This is a genomic window from Plantimonas leprariae (genome assembly GCF_008802405.1).
Lineage (GTDB): Bacteria > Pseudomonadota > Alphaproteobacteria > Rhizobiales > Rhizobiaceae > Plantimonas > Plantimonas leprariae.
Genome location: NZ_VZDO01000002.1, coordinates 111,878 through 127,542, shown reverse-complemented (window position 1 = coordinate 127,542; position 15,665 = coordinate 111,878). Strand labels below are relative to the sequence as shown.

The following is a 15,665-nucleotide window of genomic DNA, read 5'->3' as shown; positions in this document are numbered from 1 at the left end:
GGCGCTCACGCCGCGAGCTCCTGCGAGGGCAGGAGGGCCTGCATCACGGCCATGCGGACGGCAACGCCCATCTCGACCTGTTCCTCGATGACGCTCTGCGGACCGTCCGCCACGTCGGAGGCGATCTCGACGCCCCGATTCATCGGGCCCGGATGCATGACGAGGGCGTCCGGCTTGGCGCGCTTCAGCTTCGCCTCGTCCAGCCCAAAGTAGCGGAAATACTCGCGTACCGAGGGCACGAAGGCGCCCGCCATGCGCTCCCGCTGCAGGCGCAGCATCATCACCACGTCGGCATCGGCGATACCTTCATCCATGCGCCGGAACACCTCGACGCTCATGTCCTCGATGCCGGCCGGCAGGAGGGTGGAAGGCCCGACGACGCGCACCCGCGCGCCGAGCGCGTTGAGGGCGATGATGTTGGAGCGCGCGACGCGGCTGTGCAACACGTCACCGCAGATCGCCACCGTCAGCCCGGCGATACGTCCCTTGCGGCGGCGGATGGTGAGGGCGTCGAGCAGCGCCTGAGTCGGGTGCTCGTGCGCGCCGTCGCCCGCATTGACGACAGAGCAGCCGACCTTCTGGGCGAGGAGGGCGACCGCTCCGGCGGCATGGTGCCGCACCACGAGGATGTCGGGGTGCATGGCGTTCAGGGTCATCGCGGTGTCGATCAGCGTCTCGCCCTTCTTCACGGACGAGTTGCCGACCGACATGTTCATGACGTCCGCGCCGAGGCGCTTGCCGGCGAGTTCGAAGGAGGCCTGCGTCCGGGTCGAAGCCTCGAAGAACAGGTTGATCTGCGTCCGCCCCTTCAGCACCGACTTCTTCTTGTCGTCGCGGCGGCTGGTGGCGATCTCGCGTTCGGCCAGATCGAGCAGGTTCTCGATCTCGAACGGCTGCAGCTTGGCCATCCCGAGCAGGTGGCGCTGACCGAATCGCAAGACCGTCTCGGATGGGTTCATGGCGGCCGGGGCTATAGGCAAAAGCGGCGGCCGCGGCAAGAATCCATCCGTGTGCCGTTAGGGTTAACGAAAGGTTACCGCTTGCGGCGGCGCATCCGAGCGCGGAAGACATTCGTGTGGGAGAAAACGGATGCGTCGCGCGACCACGGCAATCTTCTTGAGCGGGTGGATCGGCTTCCTGGCCGTCGCGGCGGCGACGCTTGCGCTGGCGGTGCTGCACGCCGCCGACATCGGCTTTCCGATCCCGGCGATCCTCGCCGATCCGGTCGAGGTCCTGTCGCGCACCATACTGGCGGAGGGGAACGTCCAGCTCCTCGCCGCGACGCTCGCATCGCTCGTCGTCGCGATGATCGGGTCGACGCTGGCGCTCGCTCTCTGGATCGTCCTGCGGGCCGACGGCGAGGAGCGCCGCTTCGGCGAGCGGATCGCACTGGGCGGTCTGGCGGCTGTCGCCGTGACGATCGCCTCCGCGCATCTTCTGGGATCGCCGGTCTTCGCCGCCGCAGGGTCGCTGTCGTCGCTCCTCGTGACTCTCGGCCTCTCGGCGCTGGCGGTGCTGTTCGACCGCCTGATCGAACTGGACGAGGACGAAGCCGACGACGAAGGCTTCCGGGCGGCCCTGTCCCTGATCGGACAGGAGATGGCGCGCGATGCGGCGCAACGCGCCCCTCGCGATCCGAACCGGTAGGGCCTGCGATGCGTCTGTTTCTCGTCCTTTGGCTCGCCCCCGGCACGCTGTTCTGGAGCTGGCACCTCCTGTCGCTTCACGACGTCGTCTTCCCGCGCGCTTTCCACGACGAGGTGTTTCGCATCTACGGCGCGCTCCTGAACGTCGAGCCGTCCGAAATTCCCGGCCTGTTCGCGCATGCCTTCGCAACCGATTCGCTGCTGGTGCTCACGGTTCTGGCCTTCCGGCGCCGGAAGGCGATCGCGCTCGTCATCCGTCGCTTTCTCGCGCATCTCCGGCATCGTGGATGGCTGCAAGGCGATCGAGCGCCCCTTGGAGGATGAAGGCCGCCGCCGCCGCATCGATCCGCTCGGCGCGTTTGGCACGCGATACGTCCATGGAAATCATCGCGCGGGTCGCGGCGACGGTCGACAGGCGCTCGTCCCAGAAGGCGATCGGCCGCTCGTCCAGCCGCGCGTAGTTTCGCACGAAGGCGCGGGTCGACTGCACGCGCGGGCCTTCCGAACCGTCCATGTTCAGCGGCAGGCCGATCACGATGCCGCCGACACCCGCCGAGGCGAGGAAAGCCGCAAGCTCGGTGGCATCGGCCGTGAACTTCGTCCGTCGAATCACGGTCCGCGGCTGGGCGAAGGACCACGAGAGGTCGGACACCGCGACACCGATCGTCTTCGTTCCGAGATCCAGTCCGGCCAGCGTGGTACCCATTCCTGCCAGTTGATGCAGCGCCGCGATGTCGACGGTCGGCATGGATGGGTCCTCCTTGAGCGGGCAGCGCTTGACCACGCGGCGCGGCAGGTCACTTAACCCGATCGACGCAACGAAGGCATGGCCGCGCTGGCATGAAGATCACCTATTTCGGCCACTCGGCCTTCCGGATCGACGCCGGTTCCTCGGTCGTGATCATCGACCCGTTCCTGTCGGGCAACCCGCACTTCTCGGGCGAAGTCGCGGAGGCGACGAAGGGCGCGACGCACATCCTTCTCAGCCACGGTCATGCCGACCATGTCGGCGACACGGTGGACATCGCACTGGCGACGAAGGCGAAGGTCATCGCCAACTTCGAGCTGGCGAACTTCATCGGCAAGCAGGGCGTCGAGGCGATCGAGCCGATGGGCACCGGCGGGACGGTGAAGTTCGACGACTTCTCCGTCACGCTGACACAGGCATTCCATTCGTCGTCTTGGATCGACGACCAGGGTGCCGTCACCTATCTCGGCATGCCGAACGGGCTGATGCTGCACTTCCGCGATGGCCCGACCGTCTACCACATGGGTGACACCGACATCTTCTCGGACATGGCGATCATCGAGGAGTTGCATCACCCGCAGATCGGCTTCGTGCCGGTCGGCGACCGATTCACGATGGGCGGCGCGGTCGCGGCGCTGGCCTGCCGGCGCTACTTTAACTTCGACAAGATCGTGCCGATCCACTGGGGCACGCTGCCGCCGCTCGACCAGTCGCCGGACAAGTTCCGCGAGGCGATGGAAGGCGAGGCCGACAAGATCCTCGTGCCGAAGTTCGGCGAGCCCTTCGAGGTCTGAACGCGGCGTTGCCTCGGCGGGACGGCCTTTGTATAGCGGGCGGCGAACCACTGCCGTCCCAGCTTTCAGGCCGTTTCGCATGTCCGTCGACACCGCCACCGTCCGCCGGGTCGCCCGGCTCGCGCGCATCGCCGTTTCCGACGACGACGCGGAAGCGATGCGCGGCGAGTTGAACGCCATCCTCGGCTTCGTCGCGCAGCTTGGCGAAGTCGACGTCGAGGGCGTCGAGCCGATGACCTCCGTCACGCCGATGGCGATGAAGAAACGCGAGGACCGCGTGACGGACGGCAACAAGGCCGACGACATCGTCGCGAACGCGCCGGCGCGCGACGAGCACTTCTTCGTGGTGCCGAAGGTCGTCGAATAGCCGCGATGCGGATCGCCGTCGAAGCCCCGTTGCAGGACGAGGTGCGGGCGCTGGTCGCGGCGCTGAACGCGCATCTGCGGCCGCTGTCGCCGCCGGAGTTCCAGTTTCAATTGACCGCCGAGCAGATGGCGGGCGGCGACACCACCGTCTTCATCGTCCGCGACGAGACGAGCCGTCCGGTTGGCATGGGCGCGCTGAAGGCGCACGATGCCTCGACCGGCGAGGTGAAACGCATGTACGCGGCGCCTGAAGTTCGGGGCAAGGGTGTCGGCTGGCTCGTCCTGCAAGCGATCGAGGCGAAGGCACGGGCGCTGGGCCTCGCCAGGCTGGTGCTCGAAACCGGCGCGACGCCGGGCTTCGAGCCGGCCTGGGCGCTCTACCAGCGCTCCGGTTTCGCCGTCTGCGGTGCGGTTCTCGATTATCCCGATTCCGGCTATAGCCGCTTCTACGAGAAGACCTTGACCCCATGAGCGAACTCACCGCCCTGACGATCGCGGAGGCGCGCGAAGCGCTGGCACGGAAGGACTTCTCCGCGCTCGAACTCGCCGACAGCTATCTCGCGGCGATCGACGCGGCCAATCCGGTGCTGAACGCCTATGTCGCCGTCACGCCGGAGAAGGCGCGCGCGATGGCGAGGGGCTCCGACGCGCGGATCGCAGCGGGGGAAGCGGGCACGCTCGAAGGCATCCCGCTCGGCATCAAGGACCTCTTCGCGACGGAGGGCGTCCACACGCAGGCCTGCTCGCACATCCTCGACAAGTTCGAACCGCGCTACGAATCGACGGTCACCGCCAATCTCTGGACCGATGGCGCGGTGATGCTCGGCAAGTTGAACATGGACGAGTTCGCCATGGGCTCGTCCAACGAAACCAGCCATTACGGACCGGTGATCAATCCGTGGCGGCGGAAGGATTCCAACCTCGACCTCGTGCCGGGCGGTTCGTCCGGCGGCTCGGCGGCCGCGACTGCGGCCCATCTCTGCGCCGGCGCGACCGCGACCGACACGGGCGGTTCCATCCGCCAGCCGGCGGCCTTTACCGGCACCGTCGGCATCAAGCCGACCTACGGCCGCTGCTCGCGCTGGGGCACGGTCGCCTTCGCTTCCTCGCTCGACCAGGCCGGGCCGATCGCCCGCGACGTACGCGATGCGGCGATCCTGCTCCGCTCCATGGCGTCGAGCGATCCGAAGGACACGACCTCGGTCGACCACGAGGTGCCGGACTACGAGGCGGCGGTCGGACGCTCGCTGAAGGGGCTGCGCATCGGCATTCCGAAGGAATACCGGATCGACGGCATGCCGGCCGAGATCGAGGAAGTCTGGCAGCGCGGCATAGCCTGGATGCGTGACGCGGGCGCCGAGATCGTCGACGTATCGCTGCCGCACACGAAATACGCCCTGCCGGCCTACTACATCGTCGCCCCGGCCGAGGCCTCTTCCAACCTCGCGCGCTACGACGGCGTGCGCTACGGCCTCCGCGTGCCGGGCAAAGACGTTGCCGAGATGTACGAGAACACCCGTGCGGCGGGTTTCGGGCGCGAGGTGAAGCGTCGCATCATGATCGGCACCTACGTGCTGTCGGCCGGCTACTACGACGCCTACTACATCCGGGCGCAGAAGGTGCGGACGCTGATCAAGCGCGATTTCGAGACGGTGTTCGCCGACGGCATCGACGCGCTGCTGACGCCCGCCACCCCTTCCGCCGCCTTCGGCATCGCCGACGAAGACCTCGCGAGCGATCCGGTGAAGATGTACCTCAACGACATCTTCACCGTCACCGTGAACATGGCCGGGCTGCCGGGCATCGCGGTTCCGGCCGGACTGTCGGGCGAAGGGACACCGCTCGGCCTGCAACTCATCGGCCGGCCATTCGACGAGGAAACCCTGTTCGCGGCCGGGGCGGTGATCGAGCGCGCCGCCGGCCGCTTCCAGCCGAAGAAGTGGTGGTGAGGCGGGGATGACCTCTCGCCCTTCGCCGCGCGACTGCGACGACATGGCGTCGCTGCGCCGCCTGATCGACGCCGTGGACGACGAACTGTTCGACCTCTTCGCCGAGCGCATGGCCTGTATCCACCGCGCGGCGGAGATCAAGGCCCGCGACGGCATCCCCGCCAACGTGCCGTCGCGCGTGACGGAGGTCGTGAACAATGCCCGGAACCGGGCCGAGGCGCGCGGCCTCGACCCGGACCTCTACGGTCGCATCTGGCAGTCGATCGTGGATGCATCCATCGCAGCCGAGGAAGGCCGCCTCGGCGGCGGAGGGTACTGATGGCGAACGATCTTTCCGCCGCGATCCAGCGGCTGGAGAACGGCGACTGGGACGGCGCGCACGCGGCCGTGCAGGACGACCCTTCCGCCGACGCCGCCTGGATTCATGCGCATCTGCATCGCGTCGAAGGCGATCTCGGCAACGCCGCCTACTGGTACCGCCGCGCCGGCCGGCCGGTGGAAAGCGGCGACCTCGACGCCGAGCGGCGTGCGATCGCGGAGGCTCTGCGCAACGCCTGACTGGGGTTCAGGAAACGTTGCGGTAGATTTCGTCGAGCGGCAGACTGGCATCGAGCGCCTTCAGTTCGACGGCGCCTTCCTCCACGACGAGTGCCTTATCCGGCCAACTACCGGCTTCATCACGCGTCCATTGCCAGATGCATCGGCTGTCCTGCGCGACGATCAGGTAGGTGTCGAGCGTCGATAGCCCAAGATACTCCCGTTGCTTCGGACCGAAATCCACGTCCGCGGTCGACGGCGAAAGCACTTCGACGATCAGAGCTGCGGTGTCCGTAGTGCGCTCCTGTCCCGAACCGCCGGCGGCTTCGATCATCACATCAGCGTACCGAACACTGCGGGGGCCCGTCGATATCGCGAAATCGCCGGTCGCGATTTCGAAGCGCGATCCATCGAGAGCTTGGCCGAGCGATTGTACGATGTTGATCACGATACGGTTGTGATTCCGCTTCACCCAAGGCTGCAAGACGGGCTTCCCATCGACCAGTTCGTACTTCTCGTCCTTGGTTTCGATCCAGTCGAAGAACTCGTCGATCGACAGCGTCTTCGAGGACCGGGAAAGGGACTGGACGTTCATGCGCCGCTCCTTCGCCAGTTGCGGGCAGGATAGCTGCCGCTTGGCGGAATGGCGAGCGCGGCACTCGGCTCCCTTGAACGGGTCCGAGCTTTCCTCTAGCGCTTTCGCCATACCCCTCTGCGAACCGCCATGGCCATTCTCGACACCCGCACGCCCGATCCGAAGAAATTCATCGCCGGCGCCACCGGCGATTGGGAAATCGTCGTCGGCATGGAAGTCCACGCGCAGGTGCTGTCGGAAGCGAAGCTCTTCTCCGGCGCTTCGACGGCCTTCGGTTCCGAGCCGAACGACAATGTCAGCCTCGTCGACGCGGCGATGCCGGGCATGCTGCCGGTGATCAACGAGGAATGCGTGCGCCAGGCCATCCGCACCGGCCTCGGGCTGAAGGCGGCCATCAACCACCGCTCGGTCTTCGACCGGAAGAACTACTTCTACCCGGACCTGCCGCAGGGCTACCAGATCTCGCAGTTCAAGGACCCGATCGTCGGCGAGGGCAAGGTGCTCGTCTCGGTCGGCCCGAACAACAAGGGCGAGTTCGACGAGGTCGAGATCGGCATCGAGCGTCTGCATCTCGAGCAGGACGCCGGCAAGTCGATGCACGATCAGAGCCCGACGCTGTCCTTCGTCGACCTTAACCGTTCCGGCGTCGCGCTGATGGAGATCGTCTCGAAGCCGGACATGCGCTCGGCGGACGAGGCGAAAGCCTATCTGACGAAGCTCCGGACGATCCTGCGCTATCTTGGCACCTGCGACGGCAACATGGACGAGGGCTCCATGCGCGCCGACGTGAACGTCTCCGTGCGTCGGCCAGGGGCTGAGTTCGGCACGCGCTGCGAGATCAAGAACGTCAACTCGATCCGCTTCGTCGGGCAGGCGATAGAGGCCGAGGCGGTCCGCCAGATCGAGGTGCTGGAGGATGGCGGTGCGATCGAGCAGGAAACGCGGCTGTTCGATCCGAACAAGGGCGAGACGCGGGCGATGCGCACCAAGGAGGACGCGCACGACTACCGCTACTTCCCGGACCCCGACCTGCTGCCGCTTGAATTCGACGCGGCCTACGTCGAGGCGCTGGCCGGCGACCTGCCGGAACTGCCGGACGACAAGCGCGCCCGGCTCGTCTCGGAGGCTGGACTGTCGGTCTACGACGCGTCGGTTCTGGTGTCCGAGAAGGCGATCGCCGACTTTTTCGAGGCTGTCGCCAAGGGTCGCGAGGCCAAGCAGGCGGCGAACTGGGTGATCAACGATCTCCTCGGCGCGCTGAACAAGTCGGGCAGGTCGATCGAGGAAACGCCGGTTTCGGCGGCGCAGCTCGGCGGCATCCTCGACCTCATCCGCGCCGAGACCATCTCCGGCAAGATCGCCAAGGACCTGTTCGAGATCGTCTGGAACGAGGGCGGTGACCCGGCCGAGATCGTGGAGGCGCGCGGTCTCAAGCAGGTGACGGATACCGGCGCGATCGAGAAGACCGTCGACGAGGTCATCGCGGCGAACCCGGACAAGGTCGAACAGGCGAAGGCGAAGCCGACGCTCGCCGGCTGGTTCGTCGGGCAGGTGATGCGCGCCTCCGGCGGCAAGGCCAATCCGCAGGCGGTCAACGACCTCGTCAAGCGGAAGCTCGGCCTCGAATGAGCGTCGCGATCCGCCGGGCGACTGCCGACGATCTGGAAGTGTTGCGCGTGCTGCTGCGCGATACGTGGCACGCGACCTACGACGAGCTCTATGGGCCGGAGGAAGTCGAGCGGCTGACGGCCGGCTGGCATTCGATCGAGGCAATGGAACAGCGGCTGCGGCGCCCGGAAGCCCACTTTCCCGTCGCCGAACGCGAAGGTGCCATCGTCGGCATGGGATTCGCGGCGGAGGAGGAGCCGGGGGTCCTGTTCCTGCACCAGCTCTACGTGCTGCCGGCCGAGCAACGCCACGGCGTCGGTACGGCGCTTCTCGCTTCCGCGATCGAAGCCTTTCCCGCCGTCGACCGCGTTCGCCTCGACGTCGAGGCCGCGAACCGCCCGGCCGTCGAGTTCTACGAGAAGCACGGCTTCGCGGCGCTCGGGCTCGAAGCGGAAACCACCGTGCCGCGAATGATGCGGATGGAGCGCCTCTTGGCCGAGCGCCGCGTCAGCGTCGGTGGACAATCCGGCGACGCGACGCCATAACCACCGCGCACGATGCGAGCAGTCCGATGATGAAATGGCTTCTTCTGGTCTTCACCTGGTGGAACAGGGAGACGATCGGCACGCGGTTCTGGACCTGGCGCTTCGGCCAGCGCGTCGGCGAGGACGAGCGCGGCAACGTCTACTATCAGACGGCGGACGGCAAGCGCCGCTGGGTCGTCTACAGCGGCTACGCCGAAGCCTCGATGATCCCGCCCGGCTGGCACGGCTGGATGCACCATCGCGTCGACGTCGCCCCCTCGCAGGAGACCTATAAAGCGCGCGACTGGCAGAAGCCGCATATCGAGAACCTTACCGGGACGCCGAACGCCTACCGGCCGAAGGGCTCGCTGCTCAACCAGACGAAACGTCCGCGCGTGACCGGCGACTACGACGCTTGGCAGCCGTGATCCGACGGTTTGCCGAATAGCACCATCATGAGACCGGTCGTCATTGCCGCCGTATCGGCGGCACTTCTATGCTCGGTCGGGCCGTCATCGGCCGAGCGGATTCGCAACAAGGTCGCCGAGTTCTCGGGGCTCGACAAGATCACCGGGCGGATCACGACCTTCGACGCAACGGTGGACGAGACGGTGCAGTTCGGCGCGCTGCAGGTGACGCCGCGCGTCTGCTACACAAGTGCGCCCGACGAGCCAGCGAAGACCGACGCCTTCGTCGAGGTCGACGAGATCACGCTCGACCGGCAGATCAGGCGCATCTTCAACGGCTGGATGTTCTCGGACTCGCCCGGCCTCAACGCCGTCGAGCACCCGGTCTACGATGTCTGGCTGAAGAGCTGCAAGACGGACGCGGCGGATCCGCCGCCGCAAGGCTGAAACGTCGCCGGTTCGGCGAGCGCCCGGTCAAGCAGCACGTGGTACTCGGCGCGGCTGATCTCCACCGCGCCGAAGTTTTGCAGATGCGACGTGATGAACTGGGTGTCGAGGAGGCGATAGCCGCCGCGCCGCAGCCGCTCCACCAGGAAGGCGAGCGCCACCTTCGAGGCGTCCGTCTCCCGCGAGAACATGCTTTCGCCGAAGAAGGCCGCGCCGAGGCTGACGCCGTAGAGTCCGCCGACGAGCTGCCCGTCGCGCCACGTCTCCACCGAATGCGCGTGGCCGAGCTCGTACAGCGCGAGATACAGCGCGCGGATGTCGGCGTTGATCCAGGTCTGCTGCCGGCCCGGCGCCGGCTCGGCGCAGCCGTCGACCACGGCCGGGAAGGCGGTGTCGAAGCGGACCTCGAAGCGCTCGCGGCGGATCGTCTTGGCGAGGCTTCTGGAGAGATGGAAGCCGTCGAGCGGCAGGATGCCGCGCTCGGTCGGGTCGATCCAGAAAATCGTCGGATCGTCGGCGTTCTCCGCCATGGGGAAGATGCCGCAGGCATAGGCCTTCAGCAGGATCGACGGCGTGATGTCCAGCTTCTCGCCGCGCCGTCTCGCCATCAGGCCGCCTTCGCCGCCATCCCGAGATACTTCTCCAGCCAGTGGATGTCGTACTCCCCGGCGACAACATCCGGCGTCTCCGCCAGCGCCTGGAACAGCGGCAGGGTGGTCTTGATGCCGTCCACTACGATCTCGTCCAGCGCCCGGCGCAGCCGCATCAGGCATTCGGCCCGCGTGCGGCCGTGGACGATGAGCTTGCCGATCAGGCTGTCGTAGAAAGGCGGGATCGAGTAGCCCTGGTAGATGCCGCTGTCGACCCGGACGCCGAGCCCGCCGGGCGGATGATAGTAGGTGATCTTGCCGGGCGAGGGCGCGAAGGTCTGCGGGTCCTCGGCATTGATCCGGCACTCGATGGCGTGGCCGTTGAAGCGCACGTCGTCCTGCGTGACCGACAGACCTTGGCCGGCCGCGACGCGAAGCTGCTCATTGACGAGATCGATGCCGGTGATCGCTTCCGTCACCGGATGCTCGACCTGCAGCCGGGTGTTCATCTCGATGAAGTAGAACTCGCCGTTCTCGTAGAGAAACTCGATCGTGCCCGCGCCCCGGTAGCGCAAGCCCTGCATGGCCTTCGCGCAGATCTCGCCGATCCGGGCGCGCTGCGTGTCGTCGAGGGCGGGGGAGCGCGCCTCCTCCCAGACCTTCTGGTGCCGGCGCTGCAGCGAGCAGTCGCGCTCGCCGAGATGGATCGCGTTGCCGGCTCCATCGCCGAACACCTGCACCTCGATGTGCCGCGGCTTTTCGAGATATTTCTCGATATAGACGGCATCGTCGCCGAAGGCCGCGCCGGCTTCGGAGCGCGCGGTCGCGACCGCCACGGCCAGTTCGGCGGCGCTCTTCGCCACCTTCATGCCACGCCCGCCGCCGCCGGCGGATGCCTTGATGATCACCGGGTAACCGATCTCGGCGGCGATATGCGCCGCTTCCGCCTCGTCTGTCACCGCGCCGGCCGAGCCAGGCACGACCGGGATGCCGAGGTTCCTGGCGGTCCGCTTGGCCTCGATCTTGTCGCCCATGACGCGGATGTGCTCGGCCGTCGGGCCGATGAAAGTGATCTTGTGCGCGTCGAGGATGTCGGCGAAGCGGGCGTTCTCCGACAGGAAGCCGTAGCCGGGATGCACGGCGTCGGCCCCGGTGATCTCGCAGGCGGCGAGGATCTGCGGGATATTCAGATAGCTGTCGCGCGACGGCGGCGGACCGATGCAGACGCTCTCGTCCGCGAGGCGCACATGCATGGCGGAATTGTCGGCGGTGGAATGGATCGCCACCGTCGGAATGCCGAGTTCCTTGCAGGCGCGAAGTACGCGCAGCGCGATCTCGCCCCGGTTGGCGATGAGGACCTTCTTAAACATCGCGACGACCTCAGCCGATCACGACGAGCGCTTCGCCGTATTCCACGGGCTGCGCGTTGTTCACGCAGATCCGCACGATCTTGCCGGCACGCGGCGCCGGAATCTGGTTCATGGTCTTCATGGCTTCGATGATCAGCAGCGTCTCGCCTTCGGCAACGCTCTGGCCGAGTTCGATGAAGGGTTTCGCGTCCGGGCTCGGCGAGAGATAGACGGTACCGACCATCGGCGAGGGAACGCTGCCCGGCTCGGGCCCGGAGGCGGGCGCAGGGACGGCGGCAGCTGCCGGCGCGGCGGCAGCGACGGGCATCGGGACGGCTTGCGGCGCGACCTGATAGGCGGGCGCGGCCATCATCGCCGGCGCCTCCTTCTTCCGGGAAACCCGGATTCGCAGTTCGCCTTGTTCGACTTCGATTTCGGTAAGGTCCGTATCGTTCAGAATATCGGCAAGCTCGCGGACAAGACCGCGATCGAAGCTGTTTTCCTGCGTGGACATTCCGTTCCTTCCGAACATCGCGTCGCCGGGCGCGTCGAAACCAAAGCGCATTGCGCAGGGACGGCGGGCGTTGCGCAGCCCTATAGACCGTGCGCCCGTCTTTCGCAAAGCTTAGGATTGGGGAGGCGTCAGCAACTCGCCCTGGCGCAGCGCCTGACGTTCTCGATCTTCTCGGCCAGCGCCTCTCGCCCGACCGCGCCCGGCACCACTTCGTCGCCGACGACGTAGGAGGGGGTGCCGTTGATCTTCAGCATCGCCGACAGGCGGTTGTTGTCGTCGATGACCCCTTGCACCTCCGGCAGCGCCATCGCCGCCCGCATCTCGGCTTCCGAAACGCCGAGGTCTTCGGCGACGGCGAGCGCGCTGTCCTCGTCCGCGACGCCCTTCCGGCCGAGCAGCGTCTCGTGGAACTTGCCGTAGAGATCCGGCTTCACGTGCCGGAAGGCGAGGCTGACCCGGCTGGCGCGGACCGACGGATCGCCGAGCACGGGGATCTCCTTCAGGACGAAACGCAGCTTCGGATCGGACACGATCAGCGCCTCCATATCCGGCAGGGCGTGCCGGCAATAGCCGCAGTTGTAGTCGAAGAACTCGACCACGGTGACATCGCCGTTCGGGTTGCCGAGAATCGTGCCGGCTGGCGTCATCCGAACCTCGTCGGCGACCGCGGCGAGGGCGGCGCTCTGCGATCTAGCCTCCTCGGCCGCGCGCTTCGTTTCCAGCGCGCTCATCGCCTCGACCAGCACTTCCGGGTTCTCGATCAGGTACTCGCGCACGACCTTCTGGATATCGGCCTTTTCCGCGTCGCTCATCGCCAGCACGGGCGAGGCGCCTTGCGCGAAGAGAATCGTCAGCGCCGCCGCCGCCGGCAGGACTCGTCTGTGGATCACCGGTTCGGCTCCCGTCGGCGCAGCGCGCTCACTTGGCTTGCAGAATGTCCTGCGCCTGCATCCACTGCGGCGTGCCCGCTTTCAGCTTGAGCTGGGCGCGCGCGGCGAAGAGCTTGGCATCCTTGATGGCGCCACCGTGCCAGTAGCCTTCGGCGGTGGCAAGCTCGGCTGCGGCGTCGTCGCCCATCGCGCCGTAGGCCATCGCGAGGAACCGGTAGGCGTTGGAGTTGGTCGGATCGGATTCGAGGCCCTTGCGGATCTGGGCGACCGCCTCCTTCATGCGGCTCCTGTCGCCGCCGGTCACGAGCGCCTGGCCGATCGAGGCCTCAATCAGGCCGGACTTCTTTGGATCGAGCTTCGCCGCCGTTTCGAACGCCTCCGCCGCCTCCTTGCCGCGGCCGGCTTCCATCAGGATCTCGCCGCGCATCTCGTGGAAGTAGGGGTTCTTCGGCGCCTTCGCGATCAGGGCGTCGATCTTCTCGAGGGCGAGGGCCGGCGAGCCGTTCAGATGCGTCGAGATCGCGTCGCCGTACATGGCGGGGAGGCCACGTGGGTCCTTTCGGAAGACGCGCTGCACCGCGCCGGCGCCGTCGTTGTAGGCGATGATCTTCGCCCGTGCGAGGTCGTGGCGAAGCTGCAGCGCCGGATCGTCCACCTTGTCGAAATACGGGCTCTCGTGCGCCGCTGCATCCAGGAAGGCGATGCGGTCGCGCGGGGCGGGATGCGAGGAGATGTACCGGCTCGGCTGGACGCCGGCGAGGATGTTGTTGCGTTCCAGTCGCTCGAAGCTCGTCAGGAGGCCCTTCGGCGACTGGCCGGCCTTCTGCAGGAAGACGAGCGCCGAACGGTCGGCCGTGACTTCTTCCGAGCGCTGGTAGCTGATGATGCCGCGCATCGCGGTCGTGCCGCCGCCGGCGAAGATGCCGGTGCCGGCCCGGGCGATGTCGCCGGAGCCGGCGGCGGCACCCGCCGCCGCGATGCCCATGCCAAGCAGCCCGGCGACGAGCGCCACCTTCTGCGCCCGGTCGATCTGCTCGCGCAGGCGCTCCTGATGGCCGCCGGCGAGATGGCCGGTCTCGTGCGCCAGGACCCCGACGAGCTCGTTCGGCGCTTCCGAACCCACGATCGTGCCGGTGTTGACGAAGATGCGGCGGCCCGAAACGAATGCGTTGTATTCCGGGCTGTTGACCAGAACGATCTCGGCCGGTCGCCGCAGGTTCGCGGCCTTGAAGATCGGTGCGGTGTAGTCGGCGATCAGCCCCTCGATCTCGGCATCGCGGACGATCGGCAGGTTCGGCCGCTTCGACACCGCCGCCTGAACGGGCAATGAAGTCAGCGCCACGGCTGCTGCGGCGAGCACCGAAATCCATCGTGTCTGGATGCCGAGCATCATCGTCTTTATGAGACCCTCCCGCGGAGGCGCACGAGGCGCGGCCGCCATGACGAACGCCGTTGGGCATAGCCTTTCCGGCGAAGTTTAGGCGCGAGAAGCATATGCCGAAAACCGATCGCCCGACTGCGGCTCCTTCGCAACGCTCGGCCGTCGAACCGTTCCACGCGATGGACGTGCTGGCGCGGGCGAATCGCATGCGGGCGGCCGGCGTCGACGTCATCTCGCTCGCGGTCGGGCAGCCGTTCGCGCCGGCCCCGAAGGCCGCGGTGAAAGCGACGCGGCGTTTCCTGGAACACGGCCGCGTCGCCTATACTGATGCGCTCGGCCGCACCGACTTGCGCCAACGCCTATCGCGGCACTATGCCGAGCACTACGGCTGCGAAGTGCCGGTGGAGCGCATCGCCGTCACGACCGGTTCCTCGGCGGGCTTCAACCTCGCCTTCCTCGCCGCCTTCGACGTCGGCGACCGGATCGCGATCGCCGCGCCGGGTTATCCGGCCTATCGCAACATCATTCGCGCGCTCGGCCTCATCCCCGTCGAGATCGAGGTCGACGCCTCGGAAGGCTACGTGCTGCATGCCGATCATCTGGCGGCGAGCCACGCGAAGACGCCGCTGCAAGGCGTGCTGGTCGCCAGCCCCGCCAACCCGACCGGCACGGTGACGCCGGAAGCCGAACTCGAACGGCTCATCGCGTTCGCCGAGGACGCCGGCATCCGCTTCATCTCCGACGAGATCTACCACAACCTGACCTACGCCAAGTCCGAGGTGACGGCGCTCAGCTTCTCGCACGCGCCGATCGTCGTGAACTCGTTCTCGAAGTTCTACTGCATGACCGGATGGCGGATCGGCTGGATGGTGCTGCCGCCGGAACTCGTCCGTCCCGCCGAACGGATCGGGCAGAGCCTCTACATCTCCGCTCCGGAGCTCAGCCAGATCGCGGCGATGGCCGCTCTCGACGCGGCGGACGATCTTGTCGCCGTGCGCGAGGGCTATGTCCGCAACCGCGCCTTCCTGATCGAGCACCTGCCGAAGCTCGGCTTCCGCGACATCGCGCCGATCGACGGCGGTTTCTACGCCTATGCGACCGTGCCGGACGATGCGGGGGATTCCGCCGTCTTCGCGGCGTCGATCCTCGACGATTGCGGCGTGGCGATCACGCCCGGCATCGACTTCGATCTCAGGCGCGGACACCGGACGGTGCGGCTGTCCTACGCCTGCGACCACGCCTCGCTGGTGGAGGCCGTCCGGCGGATGGAAGCGCGACCGAACCGCTGAAACGCGGAGCGGCGGGCTATGCCCGCCGCTC

Annotated in this window: 21 protein-coding genes; 13 read left to right on the top strand and 8 right to left on the bottom strand. The window is 67.1% G+C overall.

All coding sequences use genetic code 11. From position 1 onward, the window contains the following. Positions 1–5: 5 nt before the first annotated feature. A complete protein-coding gene (locus tag F6X38_RS03165; protein ID WP_150968099.1) occupies positions 6–959 on the bottom strand; it encodes an aspartate carbamoyltransferase catalytic subunit in 954 nt (317 codons plus the stop codon). Between the two features lie 157 nt (positions 960–1,116). On the opposite strand from F6X38_RS03165, the gene F6X38_RS03160 reads away from it, so the two are divergent. Next, positions 1,117–1,647 (top strand): hypothetical protein, encoded by a 531-nt coding sequence (locus tag F6X38_RS03160; protein ID WP_161992599.1) that lies wholly within the window; start codon positions 1,117–1,119, stop codon positions 1,645–1,647. An 8-nt stretch (positions 1,648–1,655) separates the two neighbouring features. Then, positions 1,656–1,970, top strand: a complete 315-nt coding sequence (locus F6X38_RS03155; RefSeq protein WP_150968097.1) for a DUF6105 family protein — start codon at positions 1,656–1,658, stop codon at positions 1,968–1,970. On the opposite strand, the gene ruvX is transcribed toward F6X38_RS03155, so the two are convergent. Continuing rightward, positions 1,897–2,394 carry a Holliday junction resolvase RuvX gene (gene ruvX, locus F6X38_RS03150; protein ID WP_150968096.1) on the bottom strand — a complete coding sequence of 166 codons (498 nt, stop codon included), beginning with the start codon at positions 2,392–2,394 and terminating at the stop codon, positions 1,897–1,899. The genes F6X38_RS03155 and ruvX overlap by 74 nt on opposite strands. Positions 2,395–2,486: 92 nt before the next feature. Here ruvX and F6X38_RS03145 point away from each other — a divergent pair, with 92 nt between their 5' ends. From F6X38_RS03145 to F6X38_RS03120, 6 genes are all read left to right on the top strand, one after another. Further along, positions 2,487–3,188: a metal-dependent hydrolase gene (locus F6X38_RS03145; protein WP_150968095.1), complete on the top strand. Its 702-nt coding sequence runs from the start codon at positions 2,487–2,489 to the stop codon at positions 3,186–3,188. 79 nt (positions 3,189–3,267) lie between these two features. Next, on the top strand, positions 3,268–3,555 hold the full coding sequence (gene gatC / locus F6X38_RS03140) for an Asp-tRNA(Asn)/Glu-tRNA(Gln) amidotransferase subunit GatC (RefSeq protein ID WP_150968094.1): 288 nt from the start codon (positions 3,268–3,270) through the stop codon (positions 3,553–3,555). Between the two features lie 5 nt (positions 3,556–3,560). After that, complete coding sequence (locus F6X38_RS03135; protein WP_150968093.1) at positions 3,561–4,025, top strand: GNAT family N-acetyltransferase; 465 nt, start codon at positions 3,561–3,563, stop codon at positions 4,023–4,025. Further along, complete coding sequence (gene gatA, locus F6X38_RS03130) at positions 4,022–5,503, top strand: Asp-tRNA(Asn)/Glu-tRNA(Gln) amidotransferase subunit GatA (protein WP_150968092.1); 1,482 nt, start codon at positions 4,022–4,024, stop codon at positions 5,501–5,503. Before F6X38_RS03135 ends, gatA begins: the two co-directional genes overlap by 4 nt. 7 nt (positions 5,504–5,510) lie before the next feature. Then, positions 5,511–5,822, top strand: coding sequence for a chorismate mutase (locus F6X38_RS03125; RefSeq protein ID WP_161992598.1), 312 nt, complete (start codon positions 5,511–5,513; stop codon positions 5,820–5,822). Beyond that, positions 5,822–6,061 carry a hypothetical protein gene (locus F6X38_RS03120; RefSeq protein ID WP_150968091.1) on the top strand — a complete coding sequence of 80 codons (240 nt, stop codon included), beginning with the start codon at positions 5,822–5,824 and terminating at the stop codon, positions 6,059–6,061. The genes F6X38_RS03125 and F6X38_RS03120 overlap by 1 nt, the downstream gene beginning before the upstream one ends. A 7-nt stretch (positions 6,062–6,068) precedes the next feature. Here the strand turns inward: F6X38_RS03120 and F6X38_RS03115 are convergent, their stop codons facing one another. After that, positions 6,069–6,635, bottom strand: a complete 567-nt coding sequence (locus tag F6X38_RS03115) for a Uma2 family endonuclease (RefSeq protein ID WP_161992597.1) — start codon at positions 6,633–6,635, stop codon at positions 6,069–6,071. A gap of 129 nt (positions 6,636–6,764) precedes the next feature. On the opposite strand from F6X38_RS03115, the gene gatB reads away from it, so the two are divergent. From gatB to F6X38_RS03095, 4 genes are read left to right on the top strand one after another with little or no spacing between them, the layout of a single operon-like run. Then, positions 6,765–8,264, top strand: coding sequence for an Asp-tRNA(Asn)/Glu-tRNA(Gln) amidotransferase subunit GatB (gene gatB, locus F6X38_RS03110; RefSeq protein WP_150968089.1), 1,500 nt, complete (start codon positions 6,765–6,767; stop codon positions 8,262–8,264). Next, positions 8,261–8,788 (top strand): GNAT family N-acetyltransferase, encoded by a 528-nt coding sequence (locus F6X38_RS03105; protein WP_150968088.1) that lies wholly within the window; start codon positions 8,261–8,263, stop codon positions 8,786–8,788. The genes gatB and F6X38_RS03105 overlap by 4 nt, the downstream gene beginning before the upstream one ends. Positions 8,789–8,817: 29 nt before the next feature. Then, positions 8,818–9,195, top strand: coding sequence for an NADH:ubiquinone oxidoreductase subunit NDUFA12 (locus tag F6X38_RS03100; protein WP_150968087.1), 378 nt, complete (start codon positions 8,818–8,820; stop codon positions 9,193–9,195). A 27-nt stretch (positions 9,196–9,222) separates the two neighbouring features. Beyond that, a complete protein-coding gene (locus tag F6X38_RS03095; RefSeq protein WP_150968086.1) occupies positions 9,223–9,621 on the top strand; it encodes a DUF2155 domain-containing protein in 399 nt (132 codons plus the stop codon). Here F6X38_RS03095 and aat read toward each other — a convergent pair. From aat to F6X38_RS03070, 5 genes are all read right to left on the bottom strand, one after another. Continuing rightward, the gene (gene aat / locus F6X38_RS03090) at positions 9,561–10,229 is read right to left on the bottom strand and encodes a leucyl/phenylalanyl-tRNA--protein transferase (protein ID WP_150968085.1); all 669 of its coding nucleotides are present in this window, start codon (positions 10,227–10,229) and stop codon (positions 9,561–9,563) included. The genes F6X38_RS03095 and aat overlap by 61 nt on opposite strands. After that, a complete protein-coding gene (gene accC, locus F6X38_RS03085; protein ID WP_150968084.1) occupies positions 10,229–11,581 on the bottom strand; it encodes an acetyl-CoA carboxylase biotin carboxylase subunit in 1,353 nt (450 codons plus the stop codon). Before accC ends, aat begins: the two co-directional genes overlap by 1 nt. Before the next feature lie 10 nt (positions 11,582–11,591). Then, complete coding sequence (accB, locus tag F6X38_RS03080) at positions 11,592–12,074, bottom strand: acetyl-CoA carboxylase biotin carboxyl carrier protein (RefSeq protein WP_150968351.1); 483 nt, start codon at positions 12,072–12,074, stop codon at positions 11,592–11,594. Between the two features lie 128 nt (positions 12,075–12,202). Further along, the gene (locus F6X38_RS03075) at positions 12,203–12,964 is read right to left on the bottom strand and encodes a DsbA family protein (RefSeq protein WP_150968083.1); all 762 of its coding nucleotides are present in this window, start codon (positions 12,962–12,964) and stop codon (positions 12,203–12,205) included. Positions 12,965–12,992: 28 nt separating this feature from the next. Further along, positions 12,993–14,357, bottom strand: coding sequence for a M48 family metalloprotease (locus tag F6X38_RS03070; RefSeq protein ID WP_150968082.1), 1,365 nt, complete (start codon positions 14,355–14,357; stop codon positions 12,993–12,995). Positions 14,358–14,458: 101 nt separating this feature from the next. Here F6X38_RS03070 and F6X38_RS03065 point away from each other — a divergent pair, with 101 nt between their 5' ends. Continuing rightward, positions 14,459–15,634 (top strand): pyridoxal phosphate-dependent aminotransferase, encoded by a 1,176-nt coding sequence (locus F6X38_RS03065; RefSeq protein ID WP_150968081.1) that lies wholly within the window; start codon positions 14,459–14,461, stop codon positions 15,632–15,634. Positions 15,635–15,665: the final 31 nt, after the last annotated feature.